The organism is Phyllobacterium sp. 22552 (assembly GCF_052044585.1).
GTDB lineage: Bacteria > Pseudomonadota > Alphaproteobacteria > Rhizobiales > Rhizobiaceae > Phyllobacterium > Phyllobacterium ifriqiyense.
Window position 1 is genome coordinate 40710 of record NZ_JBQENG010000008.1, and the last position, 18001, is coordinate 58710.

An 18001-nucleotide genomic window follows, 5' to 3' on the forward strand; every position below is an offset into this window, starting at 1 on the left:
CCTCGGTTACAGTTTCGGCCGGCGATACCTTACACGGCGGTATCGGATTTACTTTCTTTAGTCCGATAAGACGAAGCTAAGTGCAACTTAAGTACCGTGTGGAGAAAATTATTAACGTAAACAGGATGTTAAAGTCGTGGCGCTTAGCCTCGTTGAATTTCAAATTTGGCAAATTTGGGTAAGCGGGGCAGTGTGTGTGTGGCCTTTACTTAAGAACTGCAGTAACCGAGTGTACTGGTCATCTCTCTGGATACGGTTGCCAAAGGCCCACGCCAGTATGATTACTATCGCGCGGTCCCGGCTATGATCATAGCTGGATGACAAGACCTGGCAGATCATCGGTTACCCAACTGTGATTGATCACCGTTAAGAAAGAATCAATTTAAGCTTCTCGTCGTGTTGAATGGACAAGTGCGGGATCAACTCGTTGCAAAAATCAACACCGTCGTGGAATGCGGCAAGGCATTCTGCCGCGAGTTCAATCGGTGGCGGCCTTCGTCCGAGGGATGATTGCGCGAACGGTGGTTCCGTCCGTCGAACTCTCAATTTCGAGGGCTCCACCGAAGGGATTGAGACGACCTTTCATGCTTGGAATCCCGACGCCGTACCCGGCATCTCTCTCTACAAACCCGGGCGCTCCGCTACCAAGGCCGTTATCCGTGATTGTGAGCACTATGCGCTCCGGCTCGATCCTGAACGTCACCGAGATAGAGGTCGCTTTAGCGTGACGGTGTACATTCGCAAGCGCTTCCTGGCCTATCCGTAGCAGCGAACGTTGCAACTCAATAGAAAGGTCATCTGCGGCAGGATCAATTGATACCTCACCGCGTATTCCGCTTCGTTGGATAAACCCATGCACAAAGCTCGTAAGCGTGGTCGCCAAACCGCGCTTTCCGAGATCCCGCGGATGAAGCAGATAACTGAAGGTCCGCATCTCAGTCAAAGCTAATTCAATTGAAGACTTGACGTCACTCACAATCCGAACGGCCGTTTTGTCCGACGACACCTTTTTCTCCATGCTCATCATTCCCAGGAGCGCGGCAACCAGATGTTGTGCGGTAGAATCATGAAGTTCCCGTGCGATCCGCTGATGCTCATCTTCCTGCGCTTGCAGTAATCGCCCGGTCAGCATTTCAACGGTCTCACCCGCTTCTGTGATCGACGTTTCGAGAAGGCCTATCGGAGCTTCGATCAAGTGTCTCAAATAAAACAATGCGCACCCGCCTGCAAGCATCAACGCACCCGCCATGACGGCAAGGAACCTCAACGTCCCGAATAATTGGCCGTCGAAGCTAGCCTGCGGCATCGACATCGTGGCAGTCCACTGTGTAACCTCAGAGCGATTGAATGCAATAAGGCTTGGAACGCCATGCGGATCGTCAGCATAAACTATCCCGGTCACGGCCCCCGGGGTTGGCGTTGCCAAAAGTGCTACCCGAACCGGCTCAGCCATCTGCTGCGCAACGACAACATCTTCCCCGCTGGCAGAGACAATGCCGTTGTTATTTTGATCGTAAATGGCCCCCTCAAAATTCGGAGGGTTTCGCTGCTGTTTAAGGAATGATGCAAAACGCTGATCGGACAACACTGTTGTCAGAAAGTAACGCCAACCCCCATCAGGATCGGAAACCTTCATATTGATGGTGACCATTGTCGCATTGAGCATAACGGCCCGCACCCGACCCGTCAGGCTAAACTCCAGAGTATCGATGCGTTCCAAAAACGCTGGTTGAGGCGCGAAATCGCTAAGGGACGGTAGCTTTGTTCCGAAGGGGTAAAGTGAATGGAGGAGCACTTTCTCCTTGTTGGACAGGACCAGCCAAGCCCCTTCCGGGAGCGACGTTTCAGTGAGCTGCTTGTGAAACAGTCGGAGATCATCAGCGTGCAGAGCAGGTGAGGATCCGAGCCCGACCAGCAGCGCATGGGAACTAGCCACCTCTCGATCCAGCGCTTGCGAAAGGCCATGCGAGGCCGCTATCAACTTTTCAGTACCGGCGTGTCGCTCCTGCTGCGCTCTCAAAATCACGAAGGTCGATACGATCGAAAAAGCGACAAACAGGACACTCGCAATGATGACCGTTAATCGCCTAATGCGAGGTTTGATCTCGTTGGCAATAGGTTGCCGGACTGATCTTTGGTAAAACGCTGGCACCTTTTGCTTGTTCCATTCGCAACGCTAGTTTAACATCTAATACATCGTCTACACTTAATTTCACTACTATCAAATGTGCAAGAATATTGGACTTTCCAGATTAAGTTTATACCATTAAAGTATTATTTTTCTATAACTCGCACTCACCCGAGCGATTTCAGTTGCCATTGAATCTTCCAAATTCTGCAACTAGGTGTTTCCCTTGCCGTGATTAGGTGCTTTGTCTGATTGTCGACTTTAGTCTTGATGAATATATCCTTAGCTGGATTGCATAGGAGCAAGTGGTACGCCAACATGATGACCGGATCAAATGATCTATGGGCCCAGGATGGTAGCGGAAAAAGTGTCCGGCGAGTATTGATTGCAGACGATCACGATATCGTCCGCCGCGGACTTCGTTCTGTTGTGGAAAGTCGGCCAGGATGGGAGGTGGTGGCAGAGGCTCGTGACGGGCGGGAAGCCCTGAATTTGGCTGTTTCCCTCAAGCCCCACATCGCGATTGTCGATTACAGCATTCCGATGATGAACGGCGCGCAAGTGACACGCAGAATTTGCGCTGAATCGCCGAAGACTCAAGTGTTGATCTTTACCATGCATGAAAGTGAGAACATTCTGCGTGAGGTTCTGACGGCCGGCGCCCGCGGTTTTCTGCTCAAGTCGGATGTCGACAAACTTCTATATGCCGCCCTCGACGCCCTTGCCCACCGGAAGCCCTTCTTCACCGGCCAAGTCAGCGAAGCACTTCTGGCGCTTTTTTTGTCCCAGCCCACGGACACAGGGGAACTTGGACTTTTGACGCCACGCGAGAAGGAGGTCATCCAGCTCATTGCCGAAGGCAACAGTAGCCGAGCGGTCGGGACAATTCTGAATATCAGTAGCAAGACGGTTGAAGCCCACCGGGCGTCCGCCATGGGAAAGTTGCAGATCAACTCTACCGCAGCGCTCGTTCGATACGCCATTCGAAACAAGATGCTCGAGCCATGATCGGACCTATTCGATGGAACCACCTGTCCGAATTAACGTGGGCACACATTACTTCGCTTCTCCGCGCTGGAGTGTTGGGACCGATGCAATTCCGGAATCCGCTCCCGTGAGGGAAATTACGGCCGGAAATAGGGCCTTCTACCAATACACTTTCTGATCTCATCGGGGATAGTGCGAGCAGGGCGGGCGTTTGATAAGGTTCGCATTTAGGATATTGTTCTGGGTCAGGCGGTAGGGTTCAAATGCGTCACATCAATTCATTGAGATTGCATTTCTTGTCGGTACCGTGGCGAGCACCGGCTCGATCGCGATGAACACGCTGCCGTTTCCAACACGATGGCAGCACGATGGACAGCTCAAATAGCGACCAGAATTCAAATCGAACAGGAAAACCATGACCCGTAAAGAATTAGCAATTGGATTGCTGCTTGGTGTTGCGACAGTAACGCCCACATATGCCGCTGATGTCGCGCAACCAATCATGGTCCCTGAGTCCAGACAAGTTGAGAACAGCGGTTGGACTTTCGCTGTCAGCCCGTACTTCTGGGGCGCGGGTATGTCCGGCAATGTCGGTCAGTTCAATCTTCCCGCCGTACATTTGGAAACCGATTTCGAGGACATTCTCAAAGATCTGGATTTTGCTTTCATGGCCACTGGTGAGGCCCGCAATCAACGGGTCAGCATTTTCGGGGATATCATTTACACGAAACTCTCGAGCGGCTCCGGCACGCCGAGGGGCATCGTCGCTGGGAGCGTCGATCTCACGTCGGAGACCTTTGCTGGCCTTTTTGGAGTTGGATATTCCGTTCTTCAGGATGAGCGAGGAAATCTTGACCTGGTGGCCGGGCTCCGGGTCTGGCACGCCAGTTCAGAAGTGTCGTTCACTGGAGGCCTGCTCGATGGTGTCTCGGCCAGTGATAGTGCCACTTGGGTCGACGGTATGGCTGGCATTCGCAGCAAATACTTCGTGACGGAGAATTTCTATGTGAGCGGTTGGGGTCTGATTGGGGCTGGGCAGGCCGATCTCGATTGGGATGTCGCCGCAACCATCGGCTACCAATTTAACGATCGGTTTTCAGCCGTTGCGGGGTATCGGGCTCTCGGTGTCGACTATAACAGAGATGGATTTGTGTTCGATGTCGTTCAAGAGGGGCCAATTCTTGGCATGGTTATGCGTTTTTGACAGATGCGAGGCGAATGGCCGACTTCGATTTTCAAACTCTCAAACTTACAGAATGCTCGGGTTCAGTAAGCGAGGAGCTGACATCATGACACTAGATGACGTTCGAGCTCAAGGAAATCTGCAAACAGCCACCCCTGTTGCCCAATCCAGTTAGCAGGGCGAAAAAATGAAAATCGTTTGAGTGTTAGTTATCTCGTATTGGTCGTGATAACCACTGCATGCGCAAAGTATGGTGAAACTAACGACCGATAACTTTTTACGCGGTGAGAGTGATTTGTATTTCTGTTCGACCGCAACGGATATGGTTCTGGAAGGTTTAACCACACACGTGAGCTTGCTCCTGTTGATAGGCAAAACGTTATACGCCTGAATAGGGATATTCATCAGGCGTTGTTGATTTAGATGCAGGCCCGGACAGGGTGGCTACCTGACGCCGGAATTTCGTTTCATGTCGTTGCAGGTGAATTGAAGATCACTTCACGTCGGCGGTTATCTATAAAAGTGGCCCTATAGCGAGTTCGCCGGTTGAACTGTCTGTTTTGCCATGGTTCGCAATTCAGCGAAAGTTTGCGCAAGGCACCTGGTGCCCAATTTTCTGGAAAAACACCGCACACGGGAAAACTCTTCACCAGAATAGGGTGTTTTACCAATGGCAATCGGACTCCACGATGGCGCAGTATCCGCGTAGCAGTGCCGCCGGCACAGAGGGGGGACAATGATCAGTATTCAAAGCGGTGAGCGGTCATCACAGTCCGTAGAGGTGCCTATTTATTCTGGAATGGTTCGGATTGAACGCGGCATCTTTCAGATGGGTTCAAATAACCACTATCCGGAGGAAGCGCCGGTTCATCCCGTTGCGGTCGATAGCTTCTTCATCGACGAGACACCAGTTACAAATCGGCAATTCCAAGCCTTCGTAGATGCTACTGGATATATCACCTTTGCCGAACTAGCACCTGATCTGGCTGAGTATCCTGGTGCTCTTCCGGAAATGCTTCAGGCAGGTTCCTTGGTGTTCCGACCGCCAGTCCGCGTTCTATCGCTGCAAGATTGGGGACAGTGGTGGTCGTTCTGCTTCGGTGCCAACTGGCGGCACCCTTTGGGCCCGGATAGTTCGACCGATGGCCAAGAAGATCATCCCGTCGTGCACATCGCCCACTGTGATGCTGAAGCATACGCGAAATGGGCGGGCAAGTCACTGCCGACTGAAGCCGAGTGGGAGTTTGCTGCACGAGGCGGATTGGAAGGAGTGGAATTCGCCTGGGGTGATGAATTTACTCTAGGCGGACACCATATGGCCAATACTTGGCAGGGCGAGTTTCCACATCAGAATCTTACCTTGGACGGATATGAGCGCACGTCTCCTGTTGGATCGTTCCCGCCAAATGGCTACGGCCTCTACGATATGATTGGCAATGTCTGGGAGTGGACCGGCGATTTCTATCGACCGAAGCACGATGCTCCAACCCAAAAGGCTTGTTGCATTCCGGAAAACCCTCGCGGCGGTCCAGAGCGAGAGAGCTACGATCCATGCCAACCGGAAATCAGGGTGCCACGCAAGGTGTTGAAGGGCGGATCGCATCTCTGCGCTGCAAACTACTGCCAACGCTACCGTCCGGCGGCGCGATATGCCCAACCGATCGACACATCCACCAACCACGTTGGATTTCGCTGCGTGGTTCGAGTTCAATGAACATGCCTAGGAGGTTACATATGCGATGCAATCGGATTACCATTGGCCTCTTGGCCTGCTGCTCTTGCCTTGCCATTACTCTAGCTTCGTCCGGGCTTGCCTCAGCGCAAGAATCTCTGCCGTTTCCAACCCTTGCTGGGCCACCAACGGCACTTACAATGGGCGAATCTGCTGCAGCCTACACACAGCCGCTACCGCAACGCCGCCTTTCAGCAGATGCGCCCAACATCATAATTATGATGTTGGACGATGCTGGACCCGCATTGCCTTCAACGTATGGCGGGCCAATTAGCACTCCGACGTTGAGCCGGGTTGCCAGGGACGGTGTGTCCTACAACCGCTTCCACAATGCTGCCATGTGCTCACCGACCCGCGCCGCGTTGTTGACAGGCCGAAATCATCACAGGGTGGGCTTCGGCCAGATCGCCGAATTCGCAAATGCCTGGGACGGTTACACCGGCGCATGGCCGGCAACGTCAGCTTCAATCGCTAAAGTTCTGGGATACTATGGCTATGCGACGTCGGCATTCGGAAAGTGGCACAACACTCCGGCCACCGACACATCGGCCGTAGGACCGTTCGAACGTTGGCCAACGGGACAGCTTGTTGGGTTTGACCATTTCTACGGATTCTTGGCAGGCGAGTCTTCACAGTGGGAACCGGCGGTTGTCGAGAACACGATCCGTCTGACCCCGCAGCACCACCGTAAGGGCTACCACTTCACCGAGGATATGACAGACAGGGCCGTAAAGTGGATCCGGAGCCAGAGCGCGCTCGCGCCTGAACGACCGTTCTTCATGTACTGGGCTCCGGGCGCGGTCCATGGCCCACATCAGATATTCAAGGAATGGGCCGACAAGTACAAGGGACGCTTTGACCAGGGCTGGGATGTTCTTCGCGAAGATATCTTGGCAAAGCAGAAGGAGCTGGGATGGACTCCTAAGGAGACGAAACTATCCGATCGTCATCCATCGATGGCAGCATGGGAGGATATCCCCAAGGATGAGCGTGAATTCCAGATACGACTGATGGAGGTTTTTGCTGGTTTTGCCGAGCATGCCGATACGCAGGCGGGCCGACTTCTGGATACGCTAAATGAACTCGGTATCCGAGAGAACACCCTTATCTTCTACGTATGGAGCGACAACGGTTCCAGCGCCGAGGGGCAGAGCGGTACGGTGGCGGAATTCCTTGCTCAGAACGGTATCGCGACCGAGATCAAGGATCATTTGCGGGTTTTGGAAGGTCTTGGTGGCCTTGACGCATTGGGCGGCCCAAAGACCGATAATATGTACCACGGTGGCTGGGCCTGGGCAGGCTCTACCCCTTTTCAAGGGACCAAGCTACTCGCGAGCTATTTCGGTGGCACGCGCACGCCTCTTGCAGTGTCGTGGCCGGCGAAGATCAAAGCTGACGCAGTGCCCCGTTCGCAATTCTATCATGTCAACGATATCGTGCCGACCATCTACGATATCCTCGATATCGTCCCACCAAAGCTGGTGGACGGCGTGACGCAGGACCCGCTCGATGGGGTAAGCATGATGGCCTCACTTTCCGATGCAAAAGCCCCGGAAAACAAGACCGGCCAGTATTTCGAGGTGATGGGTAGTCGCGGCTATTACGAAGACGGCTGGTTCGCCTCGGTATTCGGGCCACGAATCCCTTGGAAACCAGGATTCGATCCAGCGATCTTCGACTGGTCCCCCGAGAAAGACACATGGGAACTTTACAACCTCAACGAGGACTTCTCACAGGCTCGCAACGTCGCTTCCGAACACCCCGAGAAGCTCAAGCACATGATCTCGGCGTTCAATGACGCCGCCAAAGAAAACAAAGCTTTTCCGATCGGCGGCGGATTGTGGTCCACTGTCTTCCATCCCGAGTATAGCCCAAGAAATCCGGCCAACGAGTTTCATTACAACGCCGATGTCACCGAAGTTCCCGAGTTCAATGCTCCAAAGCTCGGCTCATCAAGCACGATAGCGCAGGTCGATATTGAATTGGCACCAGACTCGGAAGGGGTTCTATATGCCTTAGGTAGTTATTCCGGAGGGCTCTCTCTCTTCATAGACAACGGCAAGCTTATTTATGAGTTCAACAACTTCCAGGTAGAGCGCACCCGGATCGAAACGTCCGAGCCGTTGCCAACAGGCAAAGTGCAGATTGAAGTGGAATCGCATCGTGTCGAGGGGCCAGCCGCTCCGATAGAGGTGACGATGCGAATCAATGGCAAGGTGGTAGCGGACGGCCGCGTACCGCGTTCTCCCAGCCTCTTTTTTACCACCAACGACACCTTCGACGTTGGGATGGACAGCTACTCGCCCGTTTCCGAGACTTACTATGATCGCGCGCCGTTTGCGTTTAACGGAACCATCGACAAAGTCTATGCCAAGTACATTCCTGACACGAAGAAAAATTAGGGGAAGCCATCATGTCTATGAAGTACTGTAGGCGGTCTCTGTCGACATGCTGTTCAATGCTCATCTTGAGCATGACGATGTCGAGTACAAGCTTTGCGCAGGAATCGTTGCCATTCCCACCCACACCACGCCCGAAGGCAGAGCGGACGATGGAACTGTCTACATATGCCAAACCTGAAGCGCTGAACCACCTTCCTGCAGACGCTCCCAATATTCTCATTGTCATGCTTGACGACACCGGACCGGCATTGCCTGCAACCTACGGCGGACCTATCAACACGCCGACCCTTTCGGCTGTGGCGAATGCTGGCGTGTCCTACAACCGATTTCACAATGCGGCCATGTGCTCACCCACACGAGCTGCTCTGCTCACTGGTCGCAACCAGCACCGTGTTGGGTTTGGCCAGATTGCCGAATTCGCAAATGCTTGGGAGGGGTACACGGGATCGTGGCCTGCCACGACCGCTTCGGTAGCGAAAGTCCTTGGCTACTACGGATATGCAACGTCTGCTTTCGGTAAATGGCACAATACGTCTTCAACCGACATATCCCGCATGGGACCCTATGATCGTTGGCCCACGGGAAGGCTCGTCGGCTTTGACTACTTTTACGGTTTTATTGCTGGTGAAGCCTCCCAATGGGAGCCAGCGATTGTGGAGAACACCTCCGTCGTCGAGCCCAAGCATGACCGTGAAGGTTACCACTTCACTCAGGACATGACGGACAAGGCAATTTCATGGCTGCGCAACCATCGGGCAGTGAGCCCTGGCCAGCCATTCATGATGTATTGGACCCCGGGCGCGGCCCATGGGCCACACCATATTTTCAAGGAATGGGCGGATAAATACAAAGGCAAGTTTGATGCCGGTTGGGACGTCATGCGAGAAGAGGTCTTTGCCAACCAGAAGAAGCAAGGATGGGTTCCCGCCAGTACGGAGCTGACACCTCGACCGGGAACACTGGCTGGCTGGGACAGCATCCCAGACGACGAGAAGCCGTTCCAACGTCGCCTGATGGAAGTGTATGCCGGATTCGTTGAGCATGCCGACACGCAGGCGGGGCGGCTGCTTGAAGAACTCGACAGGATGGGTGTTCGCGACAACACTCTGATTTTCTACGTATGGGGCGATAACGGCTCTAGCTCCGAGGGCCAAAACGGGACCATCAGTGAATTGTTGGCGCAAAATGGTATCCCGAGTGATATCAAGGACCACATCCGCGTGCTTAATGAACTCGGCGGTCTTGATGTATTGGGCGGCCCAAAAACAGACAACATGTATCACGCCGGCTGGGCATGGGCGGGGTCCTCTCCATTCCAGTCGACAAAGCTCGTAGCGGCTCATTTCGGAGGTACGCGAACTCCCCTCGCGATTTCGTGGCCGAAAGCAATCAAGCACGACATCGAACCACGTTCGCAGTTCTATCATGTGAACGATATCGTTCCTACCATCTACGATGTGCTCAAGATCACGCCGCCGAAGGTTGTGGAAGGTGTATCGCAGGAGCCGATCGACGGAGTCAGCATGGTAGCCTCGTTCAACGATCCGAAGGTGCCTGCGAACAAGAAAGAACAGTATTTCGAGGTCATGGGCAGTCGAGGTTATTACAAGGATGGCTGGTTCGCGTCAGTGTTCGGGCCTCGCATTCCTTGGAAGCCGGGTATTGATCCCAAGATCGTCAACTGGTCTCCAGATAATGATAAATGGGAGCTTTATGATCTGAGTAAGGACTTCTCCCAAGCGCGGAATATTGCCGACGAGAACCCCGAGAAGTTGAAGGAACTGGTATCCAGCTTCGACGCGGCTGCATACGATAACAAGGTGTATCCAGTGGGCGGTGGCCTTTGGTCCATGGTCTTCCACCCCGAGGATGCCCCCCACAATCCAGCGACAGAGTTTTTCTACACAAAGGACGTCTTCGGCTTGCCCGAGGCATCAGCTGCGAAAGTGGGTGTACTCAGTAATCTCGCAACGATCAACTTGGAGTTAACACCGGAAAGTAAGGGCGTTCTTTATGCTGTCGGGGCTTACTCAGGGGGTATGAGTGTTTGGGTAGAGAATGGAAAGCTGACATATGAGTACAATGCTTTTCAGATCGAACGCACGCGCATCGAGAGTACAAAACCACTACCAACCGGCAAGGTGAAACTTGAGATCGAGACGCGCAAAAGCAAGGGGCCGATCGGCCCGCTTGCCATCGTAATCCGCGCGAATGGCGAAGATATTGCGTCAGGCACAGTGCCGCGCTCGGCCTCCATCGGGTTCACCCCAAACGACGCATTCGACGTCGGCATGGACAGCTATTCGCCGGTCTCAGAGGCATATTTTGACAGAGCGCCGTTCAAGTTCAACGGCAAGATCGAGAACATGCATGTGAAATATCTGAGATAATGAGACTGACGATTTCAGTTTTCGACATGACTAAAAAGGACAGGTCTCCGATGGTGACACGCATTTCAACTGTTCTCGTGCTTCCGTTTTGTTGAGCGGGATTTGAACCGATGCCTACTGAATCCAGGAGAAGGAGTTGGTGTGTGACATATCTATCACGAACAATGGCGGGCCTGGTCATGGTGCACGGCATCGCGTCTGCCGCCTGCGCGCATGCTGCCGATCTGGTGGTTGCCATGCCGAACTGGCCTTCGGGGCAGGTGACGGCAAACATCATCAAGGACAGCATGGAGAAAAACCTGCGTCTCAGCGTCGAGGTGAAAGAGATGGGTACCATGACCGCCTTCGCCGGATTGGCCAGCGGAGATGTGGACATTCATCCCGAGGTCTGGCTCCCAAATCTTAAGTCGCTGACCGAAAAATATGCTGGCAAAGATGGCCCGGTCCAGCTCGCGGAAATTGGTGTTCCGGCGTGGCAAGGAATTTGCACCACCAGACAGACTGTGGAGAAAACCGGAATACAGGCGGTTGCTGACCTTCTGGACGTGAAGAAGACCGCAGCCCTTGATACGGACGGCGACGGACAGGGCGAGTTATGGATAGGCGCGCCATCCTGGTCGTCGACTCCCATAGAGCGCATTCGGGCAAACAGCTATGGTTACGCCAAGACCATGCGCCTTCTTGAAATGCCGGAGGACATGGGCATGGCTGCGGTCGATGCAGCGGCGGCGACTGACAGGCCGATCGTCTTCGCCTGCTACAGCCCGCACGTCGTTTTCAAGTTGCACGATATCGTCAAGCTGGAGGAGCCCACTTACGACCCTGCCAAATGGCACGTTGTCCTGCCTGCCGACGACCCCGACTGGTTGCGCAAGTCAAGCGCTCCCGTCGGTTGGGATGCGGCGCGTTTCCACATTGCGTATTCGAAGGCTTTAACAGCAAGTAAGCCGGAGGTGGCCTCGTTCCTTGAGAGTATCGATTTTACCGCCGACGAGATCACGCAAATGAGTTATGCGGTCGAAGTCGATCGCCAGTCTCCCGCCGATTACGCAAAGGCTTGGGTTGGGAAGAACGCCGATCGGGTTGCACAATGGCTGAAGGGATCGGCAAAATGAGCAAGGGATACGCGTCTCACGCCAATATGAAACTGATCGCGGCTCTAATCGCAGTGGGACTGCTTATTTGCGGAATGGCCGTTGCCTTGGCCCAAGTGCCGAAAACGCAGATTTACGACGCCAAAACCCGCACCTGGGTGAGCTACGACAACAAGAAGGCGCGAAAATACTACGCCGCTAACGGACAGGTGCCTGAAGCTTTCCGCAGGCAGGCCGTGACGTTCAGGACGGCAGAAAAGCCGGGAACCATCATCATCGACGGCAACCAGCACTTTCTCTACCTCGTCAAAGGTGGCGGCCAAGCCGTGCGGTACGGCATCGGTGTCGGGCGTGACGGCTTCGGCTGGGCAGGAATCGTGCGCGTCGGGCGAGTGGCCGAGTGGCCGACCTGGACGCCTCCAGCAGAAATGGTGGCGCGCGACCCCAACGCCTTAAAGTTTGCCGGCGGAATGCCGGGTGGTCCGGACAATCCGCTGGGGGCTCGGGCGCTCTATCTCTACGACGGCGACCAGGACACGATCTATCGCATCCATGGCACACCCGAACCGTGGTCGATTGGTCTCAACGTCTCATCCGGCTGCATCAGAATGAACAACGAGGACATCGTCGATCTCCATTCACAGATCGATGTCGGTGCGAAGGTAATCGTGCTCATGCAGGGCGCGTCGCTTTACAAGGGCGTTTGAAAACAAGGTGGGGATCATGTTCAAAAAATCGATATTGGGCGTCGCGGTTCTGGCATTTTTTCCGGCTTTTGCCGGATGCGTCTCGGGCCCGACGCCGGACAACATGGCGCGCAATACAATGCAGACGGCACCTGCAGACCTGCAACTCGCCTGCGCCAGTGCGGCAACGGCAAAGTTCGGGGCCGACCATGCCAATGCGCTTCCTGTCAGTTCAAGCGCCGTCGAGGGTGGAAAGTATCAGATCATCGTCGAGGCGAAGGGGCAACGGTCGACCTGCCTGATCGATACGGCAGGTACGGTCCATTCTCTGGAAAAAATATCGGCTTGAACTGCACATACGGGTGTTTTGCCAATGGCGGATGACCGAAAACGAATCAGGAGATCCAACGATGTCTGTTCCGTCGCAGGAGCCAGGCGCTAAAGTCATCGCAGGTTTCGCGATTTTCGCGACGGAACGGCGAACCTCGCTCATTTCCTCGCGCTGCGCTTTCCCTGTGACATAAGCTTGGTAATTACGCTGGCAGGAAGTGCATCGGCTGCATAGGTGAATGTGCTTGTGGTTCTGACCTCTTCGGCAGCCCGCTTCAGCGCACCGAGCGCAGCCCGCGCGAACGATCCGCCCACGCTCACACGGCGCACGTCCGCATCCGACAGTTCGGCGATGGAGAAAATTGGGCCTTTTAGCCCCATGACTACGTTGACGGGCCTATTCACGGCGGCGCAGACGGTTAGAATTGCTTCCAGGTTGGGTAATCGCTATCAGATATCGGGGGCGGAGTGGATCGGGTCGTTGGCAAACAGTTAACAAGCGGCCTGTGGCTGGGTGAGATTGTTTTTGAATTTATGATGAGCAGGCGTCGTTCCTCCCGCTGATCATCGCAGATCGTTAGGCCAGTTCGAGGCTTTCATGAAAAGGCGCGATAATGGCAGCAGGTTTTGAGACCGGCGTCTTAAAGCGGGCAATGTCGCGGGCTGGCGGCAAGCCGAACATCCGCGCGTATTCCCGGCTGAACTGCGATGGGCTTTCGTAGCCGACGGAAAAGGCGATCGCGGCCGCATCGCGAGGCTCGAACAAAAGCTGCCTCCGCGCCTCCAGCAGACGAAGCCTCTTCTGATACTGAATTGGTGTCATGGCAGTAATAGCCTTGAAGTGGCGATAGAATGCGGCGACGCTCATCCCCGTCATCGCCGCGAGCGGTTCGACGCGAAAGGGTTCGGTGTATCGCGCGCGGATCCAGTCGATCGCGCGACGAACCTGAGACAACCGGCCGTCGGCACATGCGATCTGACGGAGCATGTCGCCCTGCGGACCCTGCAGGACTCGAAACAGAATTTCGCGTTCAATCATGGGTGCCAGCATCTCCACGTCTCCAGGGTGATCGATTAGACGCATCATGCGAAGCCATGCATCGACAAGTTCCGGCGTGCCGGTTGAAACCACAAAATCAGGGGTTTGCTGCTGCGAACTCCTTCTACCGTGGTCTGCAAGCATGGAGGCGATGATCGCTGGCTCCAGTGTCAGACTTAGCGCAAGATAGGGGCTCCCTGGTCTGTCCGAGCTGATCTGACCTATCGCCGGAATGTCGACTGGGACGACAAAATAGGTTTCCGGCTCAAAGCGCAGGACGTGGTCCCCAATCGAAAGAGTCTTCGAACCCTGCAGTACGAAGTGAAGCATCGGCTCATATACCTGATCCGAGCAAGCTTCACTTCGCACCATTGCAACACGCGGAATTCCGGTGGCGGTCCATTTGTCTCCGGCGCGCATGACAATGCTGCGCAATTCATCCATCGCGTTTTCCATATGCCGAATATGGCGACAAACCGTCTGCATCGCAATGCAATGAGAACGTGGGGGTTTATTCCATACCTATGGTGCTCCTTGTGGGATGGCGAGGAATGCCAGGCCATAAAGACGAGCCTCAGCATCGGATCAAGGGCGAGATCACGGTGGCGTTAGCCGATCTTTGCAATTTTGAAGTCTACGTACTTGAGGACGAATCGACCGCGGCCGGCGTAATTGCTGCAGCGGTTACAACGGCCCGAAGGAAATCCGCTCCAACAATTGTACTTGTGCCTCCTGGGTTTCTCACTTCACGAAAGAAAGAGATATCATTACGTAGAGCGCTTTGGTCTCGCACTGATGCGATCTCGGGGCTCTTGGAACAGGTGGGTCCTGAAGACGCCTTGATTGCAACAACCGGTCACATTGGCCGGGAGGTCTATGGGCAACTTCAATCCCGGGGACATACCGATCAGTCATTCCTCTGTGTTGGCGCTATGGGGCATGCATCACAAATTGCCGCTGGCCTCGCATTAGCACAACCGAATAGGCGGGTTTGGTGCTTCGATGGAGATGGTGCTTTCCTCATGCATCTGGGTGGAGCAGCCCTTATTGGGGCATTGAGGTTGCCTAATCTGATTCACTTGGTTTTCAACAATGGAGTGCATGGCTCAGTAGGCGGTACGGCAACATGTGCTCCACAAACGGACCTAAAGAATTTGGCAGCAGCACTTGGATATCGATCTGCGCTGCAAATCTCAAATGGCGCTGAACTGAGCACCACTAAGTGGGTGAGCACAACGGGTACGCCGTCCTTCGTTGAAGTAAGGATTTCCGCCGACCAAGGGGGGCAACTCGGCAGGCCTCCCGAACCACTTCAGTCGCTCTCTTTGGCTTTCCAGAGGTTTTGTCTTGGCGTGGAGGAAATGGCCGGAAGCGAGCGACTGAGAACGTCACAAAATTGATAGCAAATGATTGGTAACGATGCGGCGATTGCATTGTAGAAGGCAACACAAATGACCCGTTCGGGACAAAAGATTCTTCGGCCACTGGTTATACTATCTATCGCCCAACTTATTGGATGGGGAACAGTCAGCTTTTTGGCAGTGATAAGCCACGAAATCGGGGCGGATTTGGGGCTTGATATCTCGACAATATTCGCGGGAACTACTGTGTTCTACATAGCGATGGGAACCTGCGCCCCTTTTCTTTCGGGCACGTTTCGACGTTTTGGAGCCCGGCAGGTTATGATTTGCGGTACTGTCATTGCAGCATGCGGGCTAGGATTGTTGTCGTCTTGCCACTCACCTATTACCTATTTCTTGGCCTGGCTTATCCTGGGGGTTGCAGGGAGCGCCACTCTTACGACTCCGGCACATATACTCCTTAACGAAATTGCCGGGCGGGATGCGGGGCGCGCCATCGCAACGCTGATGTTGGTTACTGGTCTGTATGGCACAGTATTTTGGCCTCTAACTTCTATTCTGACTGCACAACTTGGGTGGCGCGGAACTTGCGTAACGTATGCAGCAGTTCTGCTCGTAATTTGCCTCCCGCTTTACATCTTCGGCCTGCCACGAAGCAGCAAGATTGATCGAGTTAACCCAGCACCAGATAGTCAATTGGTACGTCCGAATGATCGAACGTTCGTTCTGATTGTCACAGCAATAGCTCTCAACGCATTCGTCACGTTTGGTTTCAGTGCGATCCTTATCGAATTGCTTAAGGCAGAGGGACTAAGCGCGTCAAATGCCATTGCTTTCGGCTCCGCGCTTGGAATACTGCAAATTAGCGCGAGAGGATTGAACATCGTTGTGGGCAAGCGATGGGATGGTCTCACTATGGGAATTGCATCATCTGCGATATTGTTCCTCTCGCTTATCGTTCTGCTTGTGGCTCATGGTTCGATTTTAGCTATTGTTGCTTTTCTTGCACTCTATGGCCTCGGAAGCGGTGCACTCGCCGTAGCGCGATCAACTATTCCCCTCGTATTTTACGACAAAAGCGACTTTGCAAAGGCTCTTTCACGCATCGCACTTCCACTCAATTGGATCTCTGCGATCTCTCCACCATTGCTGATATCATTAATGACAAATTTTGGTAGCAGCGCAGTTCTAATCGTTTCGGCAGCGTGTTCATGCGCTTCGATTGTGGCTTTGGCGTTTCTCGCAAACCAACGTCCCTTCAGGGAAGCAATACCCACTCCTTAATCGGGAAGCCGGTTGAATAGATAACTATAAAATGATAGCGCGAGACACTTATCGCGCTTTCATTCGTATATGATGATAAAACTCATATATATATAGAATATAACAGCACTATATTTGGAATCTCCATAGAATTTGAAATCATGAAATGGAGAGTTCTATGAGAGTATCTATTTCCGGTGGGGGAAGAACGGGTCATCTGTACGCGGTGTTATTTAAACAGCTTCCAGATGTAGAGGTTTTTTGGCACTCCCGCAAAGCGAGCGAGATTTCTGAGAATATGCCAGCATCAGGCATCCAACTTATCTCGGAAAACAAAGTCATAGCGTCGGGCCGTCCTGATCTCGTATCTGAGGACGTTACCGCAGTGGTCAACGATGCTGACGTGGTAATCTTCACGCAGCAAAATGAGGGGCTTCCACCCACTGTCCTGGCGGCCTCAAAGCACTTCAACAGAACCAAGGCAACATATGTTGGTGTAATTCCAGCGTTGGGAAATGCCTTTGATTGGTTAATGCAGAGTGCAGTTCCGGACAACGAAAACGTTTTTGTGTGGGGGCTTCGGGGCGTTCCGGCCACGAGCCCGACGATGTCTCTTGGAAAATCAGTTACTCTTGGTGGTTATAAAGACATTCTGTACCTTGGTTTCGCTGATAACGTTCCTGGATATCATCGAGATAAAATAGGTGAGGTGCTACAGCGGCTTTTTCCTCAGCCTACTGTGATGTTGAATTCTTACTTAGAGATGACCCTAAGCCCCGCATCTCTGCATCCGGCGGTCTTGTACGGGATAATGGGCCCTTACTCACAATGGGACGGCTCCCCGCTAAAAACGCGCTTGCGATGGTGGGCAGATCTTTCCGAGCTTTCCGCGTATTTCTTGGAAAGGTGTGATAGCGAGATACAGACCCTCATTCGAACCGTAGAGCTTCACTTAGCGATCAAGCTTCCAAATTCTGGAACGATATATGGGAAGCAAGTTGAACAGTACGGGTCCAGCATAGGTGATCCAACTTCGTTATTGACAACATTCAGAACTATCCCGGCTCATCAATCGTACATCCCGCTCGTTGAACAGCCTTGTGGCGGCTTTCTGTTCAATACGAAACATGCTGGCTTCAGAGCTGACCTTTTTTATTCCATGGCACTTTATCTCGAATTGGGAAGACGGTTAGGCCTCGACCTACCGTATCTCAAAGAGATTTTCGAATGGGGCTGTGACTTCATTGGTGAACGTCCACACCTAGCGATCAATTACATACCGCCAGACTGGTTGGCCACAGAAGTACAGAAAAGAACTGGCGCGAACCATTAGCCATCGTAAGCCCTTTGGCGGAAAGACAGATTCCATGCGCGGAACAGGATCAGCGATAGGACACCACGGGGAA

Annotated in this window: 14 protein-coding genes; 11 read left to right on the forward strand and 3 right to left on the reverse strand. The window is 53.5% G+C overall.

Translation table 11 applies throughout. The annotated features are described in order from the left end of the window. Window positions 1-478: 478 nt before the first annotated feature. Window positions 479-1936, reverse strand: coding sequence for a sensor histidine kinase (locus ACTJI9_RS18195; RefSeq protein ID WP_337352825.1), 1458 nt, complete (start codon window positions 1934-1936; stop codon window positions 479-481). A gap of 510 nt (window positions 1937-2446) precedes the next feature. On the opposite strand from ACTJI9_RS18195, the gene ACTJI9_RS18200 reads away from it, so the two are divergent. The 8 genes from ACTJI9_RS18200 (at window position 2447) to ACTJI9_RS18235 (ending at window position 12951) form a co-directional block, all read left to right on the forward strand. Continuing rightward, entirely contained in the window at window positions 2447-3136 is a 690-nt protein-coding gene (locus tag ACTJI9_RS18200; RefSeq protein ID WP_440809918.1) for a response regulator, read from the forward strand. A 394-nt stretch (window positions 3137-3530) separates the two neighbouring features. Next, the gene (locus tag ACTJI9_RS18205) at window positions 3531-4319 is read left to right on the forward strand and encodes a hypothetical protein (RefSeq protein ID WP_440809920.1); all 789 of its coding nucleotides are present in this window, start codon (window positions 3531-3533) and stop codon (window positions 4317-4319) included. Window positions 4320-5097: 778 nt separating this feature from the next. Beyond that, on the forward strand, window positions 5098-6012 hold the full coding sequence (locus ACTJI9_RS18210) for a formylglycine-generating enzyme family protein (RefSeq protein WP_440810402.1): 915 nt from the start codon (window positions 5098-5100) through the stop codon (window positions 6010-6012). A 158-nt stretch (window positions 6013-6170) separates the two neighbouring features. Continuing rightward, the gene (locus tag ACTJI9_RS18215) at window positions 6171-8432 is read left to right on the forward strand and encodes an arylsulfatase (protein WP_440809922.1); all 2262 of its coding nucleotides are present in this window, start codon (window positions 6171-6173) and stop codon (window positions 8430-8432) included. An 8-nt stretch (window positions 8433-8440) separates the two neighbouring features. After that, window positions 8441-10822, forward strand: coding sequence for an arylsulfatase (locus ACTJI9_RS18220; protein ID WP_440810404.1), 2382 nt, complete (start codon window positions 8441-8443; stop codon window positions 10820-10822). Between the two features lie 164 nt (window positions 10823-10986). Next, on the forward strand, window positions 10987-11937 hold the full coding sequence (locus tag ACTJI9_RS18225; protein ID WP_440810405.1) for an ABC transporter substrate-binding protein: 951 nt from the start codon (window positions 10987-10989) through the stop codon (window positions 11935-11937). After that, on the forward strand, window positions 11913-12623 hold the full coding sequence (locus ACTJI9_RS18230) for a L,D-transpeptidase (protein ID WP_440809925.1): 711 nt from the start codon (window positions 11913-11915) through the stop codon (window positions 12621-12623). The genes ACTJI9_RS18225 and ACTJI9_RS18230 overlap by 25 nt, the downstream gene beginning before the upstream one ends. A 16-nt stretch (window positions 12624-12639) precedes the next feature. Further along, window positions 12640-12951 (forward strand): hypothetical protein, encoded by a 312-nt coding sequence (locus tag ACTJI9_RS18235; RefSeq protein WP_440809927.1) that lies wholly within the window; start codon window positions 12640-12642, stop codon window positions 12949-12951. A gap of 140 nt (window positions 12952-13091) precedes the next feature. Here the strand turns inward: ACTJI9_RS18235 and ACTJI9_RS18240 are convergent, their stop codons facing one another. Then, window positions 13092-13367, reverse strand: coding sequence for an isocitrate lyase/phosphoenolpyruvate mutase family protein (locus ACTJI9_RS18240; RefSeq protein WP_440810407.1), 276 nt, complete (start codon window positions 13365-13367; stop codon window positions 13092-13094). 142 nt (window positions 13368-13509) lie between these two features. Then, entirely contained in the window at window positions 13510-14415 is a 906-nt protein-coding gene (locus ACTJI9_RS18245; protein WP_440809929.1) for an AraC family transcriptional regulator N-terminal domain-containing protein, read from the reverse strand. Between the two features lie 107 nt (window positions 14416-14522). On the opposite strand from ACTJI9_RS18245, the gene ACTJI9_RS18250 reads away from it, so the two are divergent. From ACTJI9_RS18250 to ACTJI9_RS18260, 3 genes are all read left to right on the forward strand, one after another. Beyond that, window positions 14523-15371: a thiamine pyrophosphate-dependent enzyme gene (locus ACTJI9_RS18250; RefSeq protein WP_440809932.1), complete on the forward strand. Its 849-nt coding sequence runs from the start codon at window positions 14523-14525 to the stop codon at window positions 15369-15371. A 51-nt stretch (window positions 15372-15422) separates the two neighbouring features. Continuing rightward, a complete protein-coding gene (locus ACTJI9_RS18255; protein ID WP_440809934.1) occupies window positions 15423-16616 on the forward strand; it encodes an MFS transporter in 1194 nt (397 codons plus the stop codon). A gap of 157 nt (window positions 16617-16773) precedes the next feature. Beyond that, complete coding sequence (locus ACTJI9_RS18260; RefSeq protein WP_440809937.1) at window positions 16774-17928, forward strand: NAD/NADP octopine/nopaline dehydrogenase family protein; 1155 nt, start codon at window positions 16774-16776, stop codon at window positions 17926-17928. Window positions 17929-18001 lie beyond the last annotated feature (73 nt).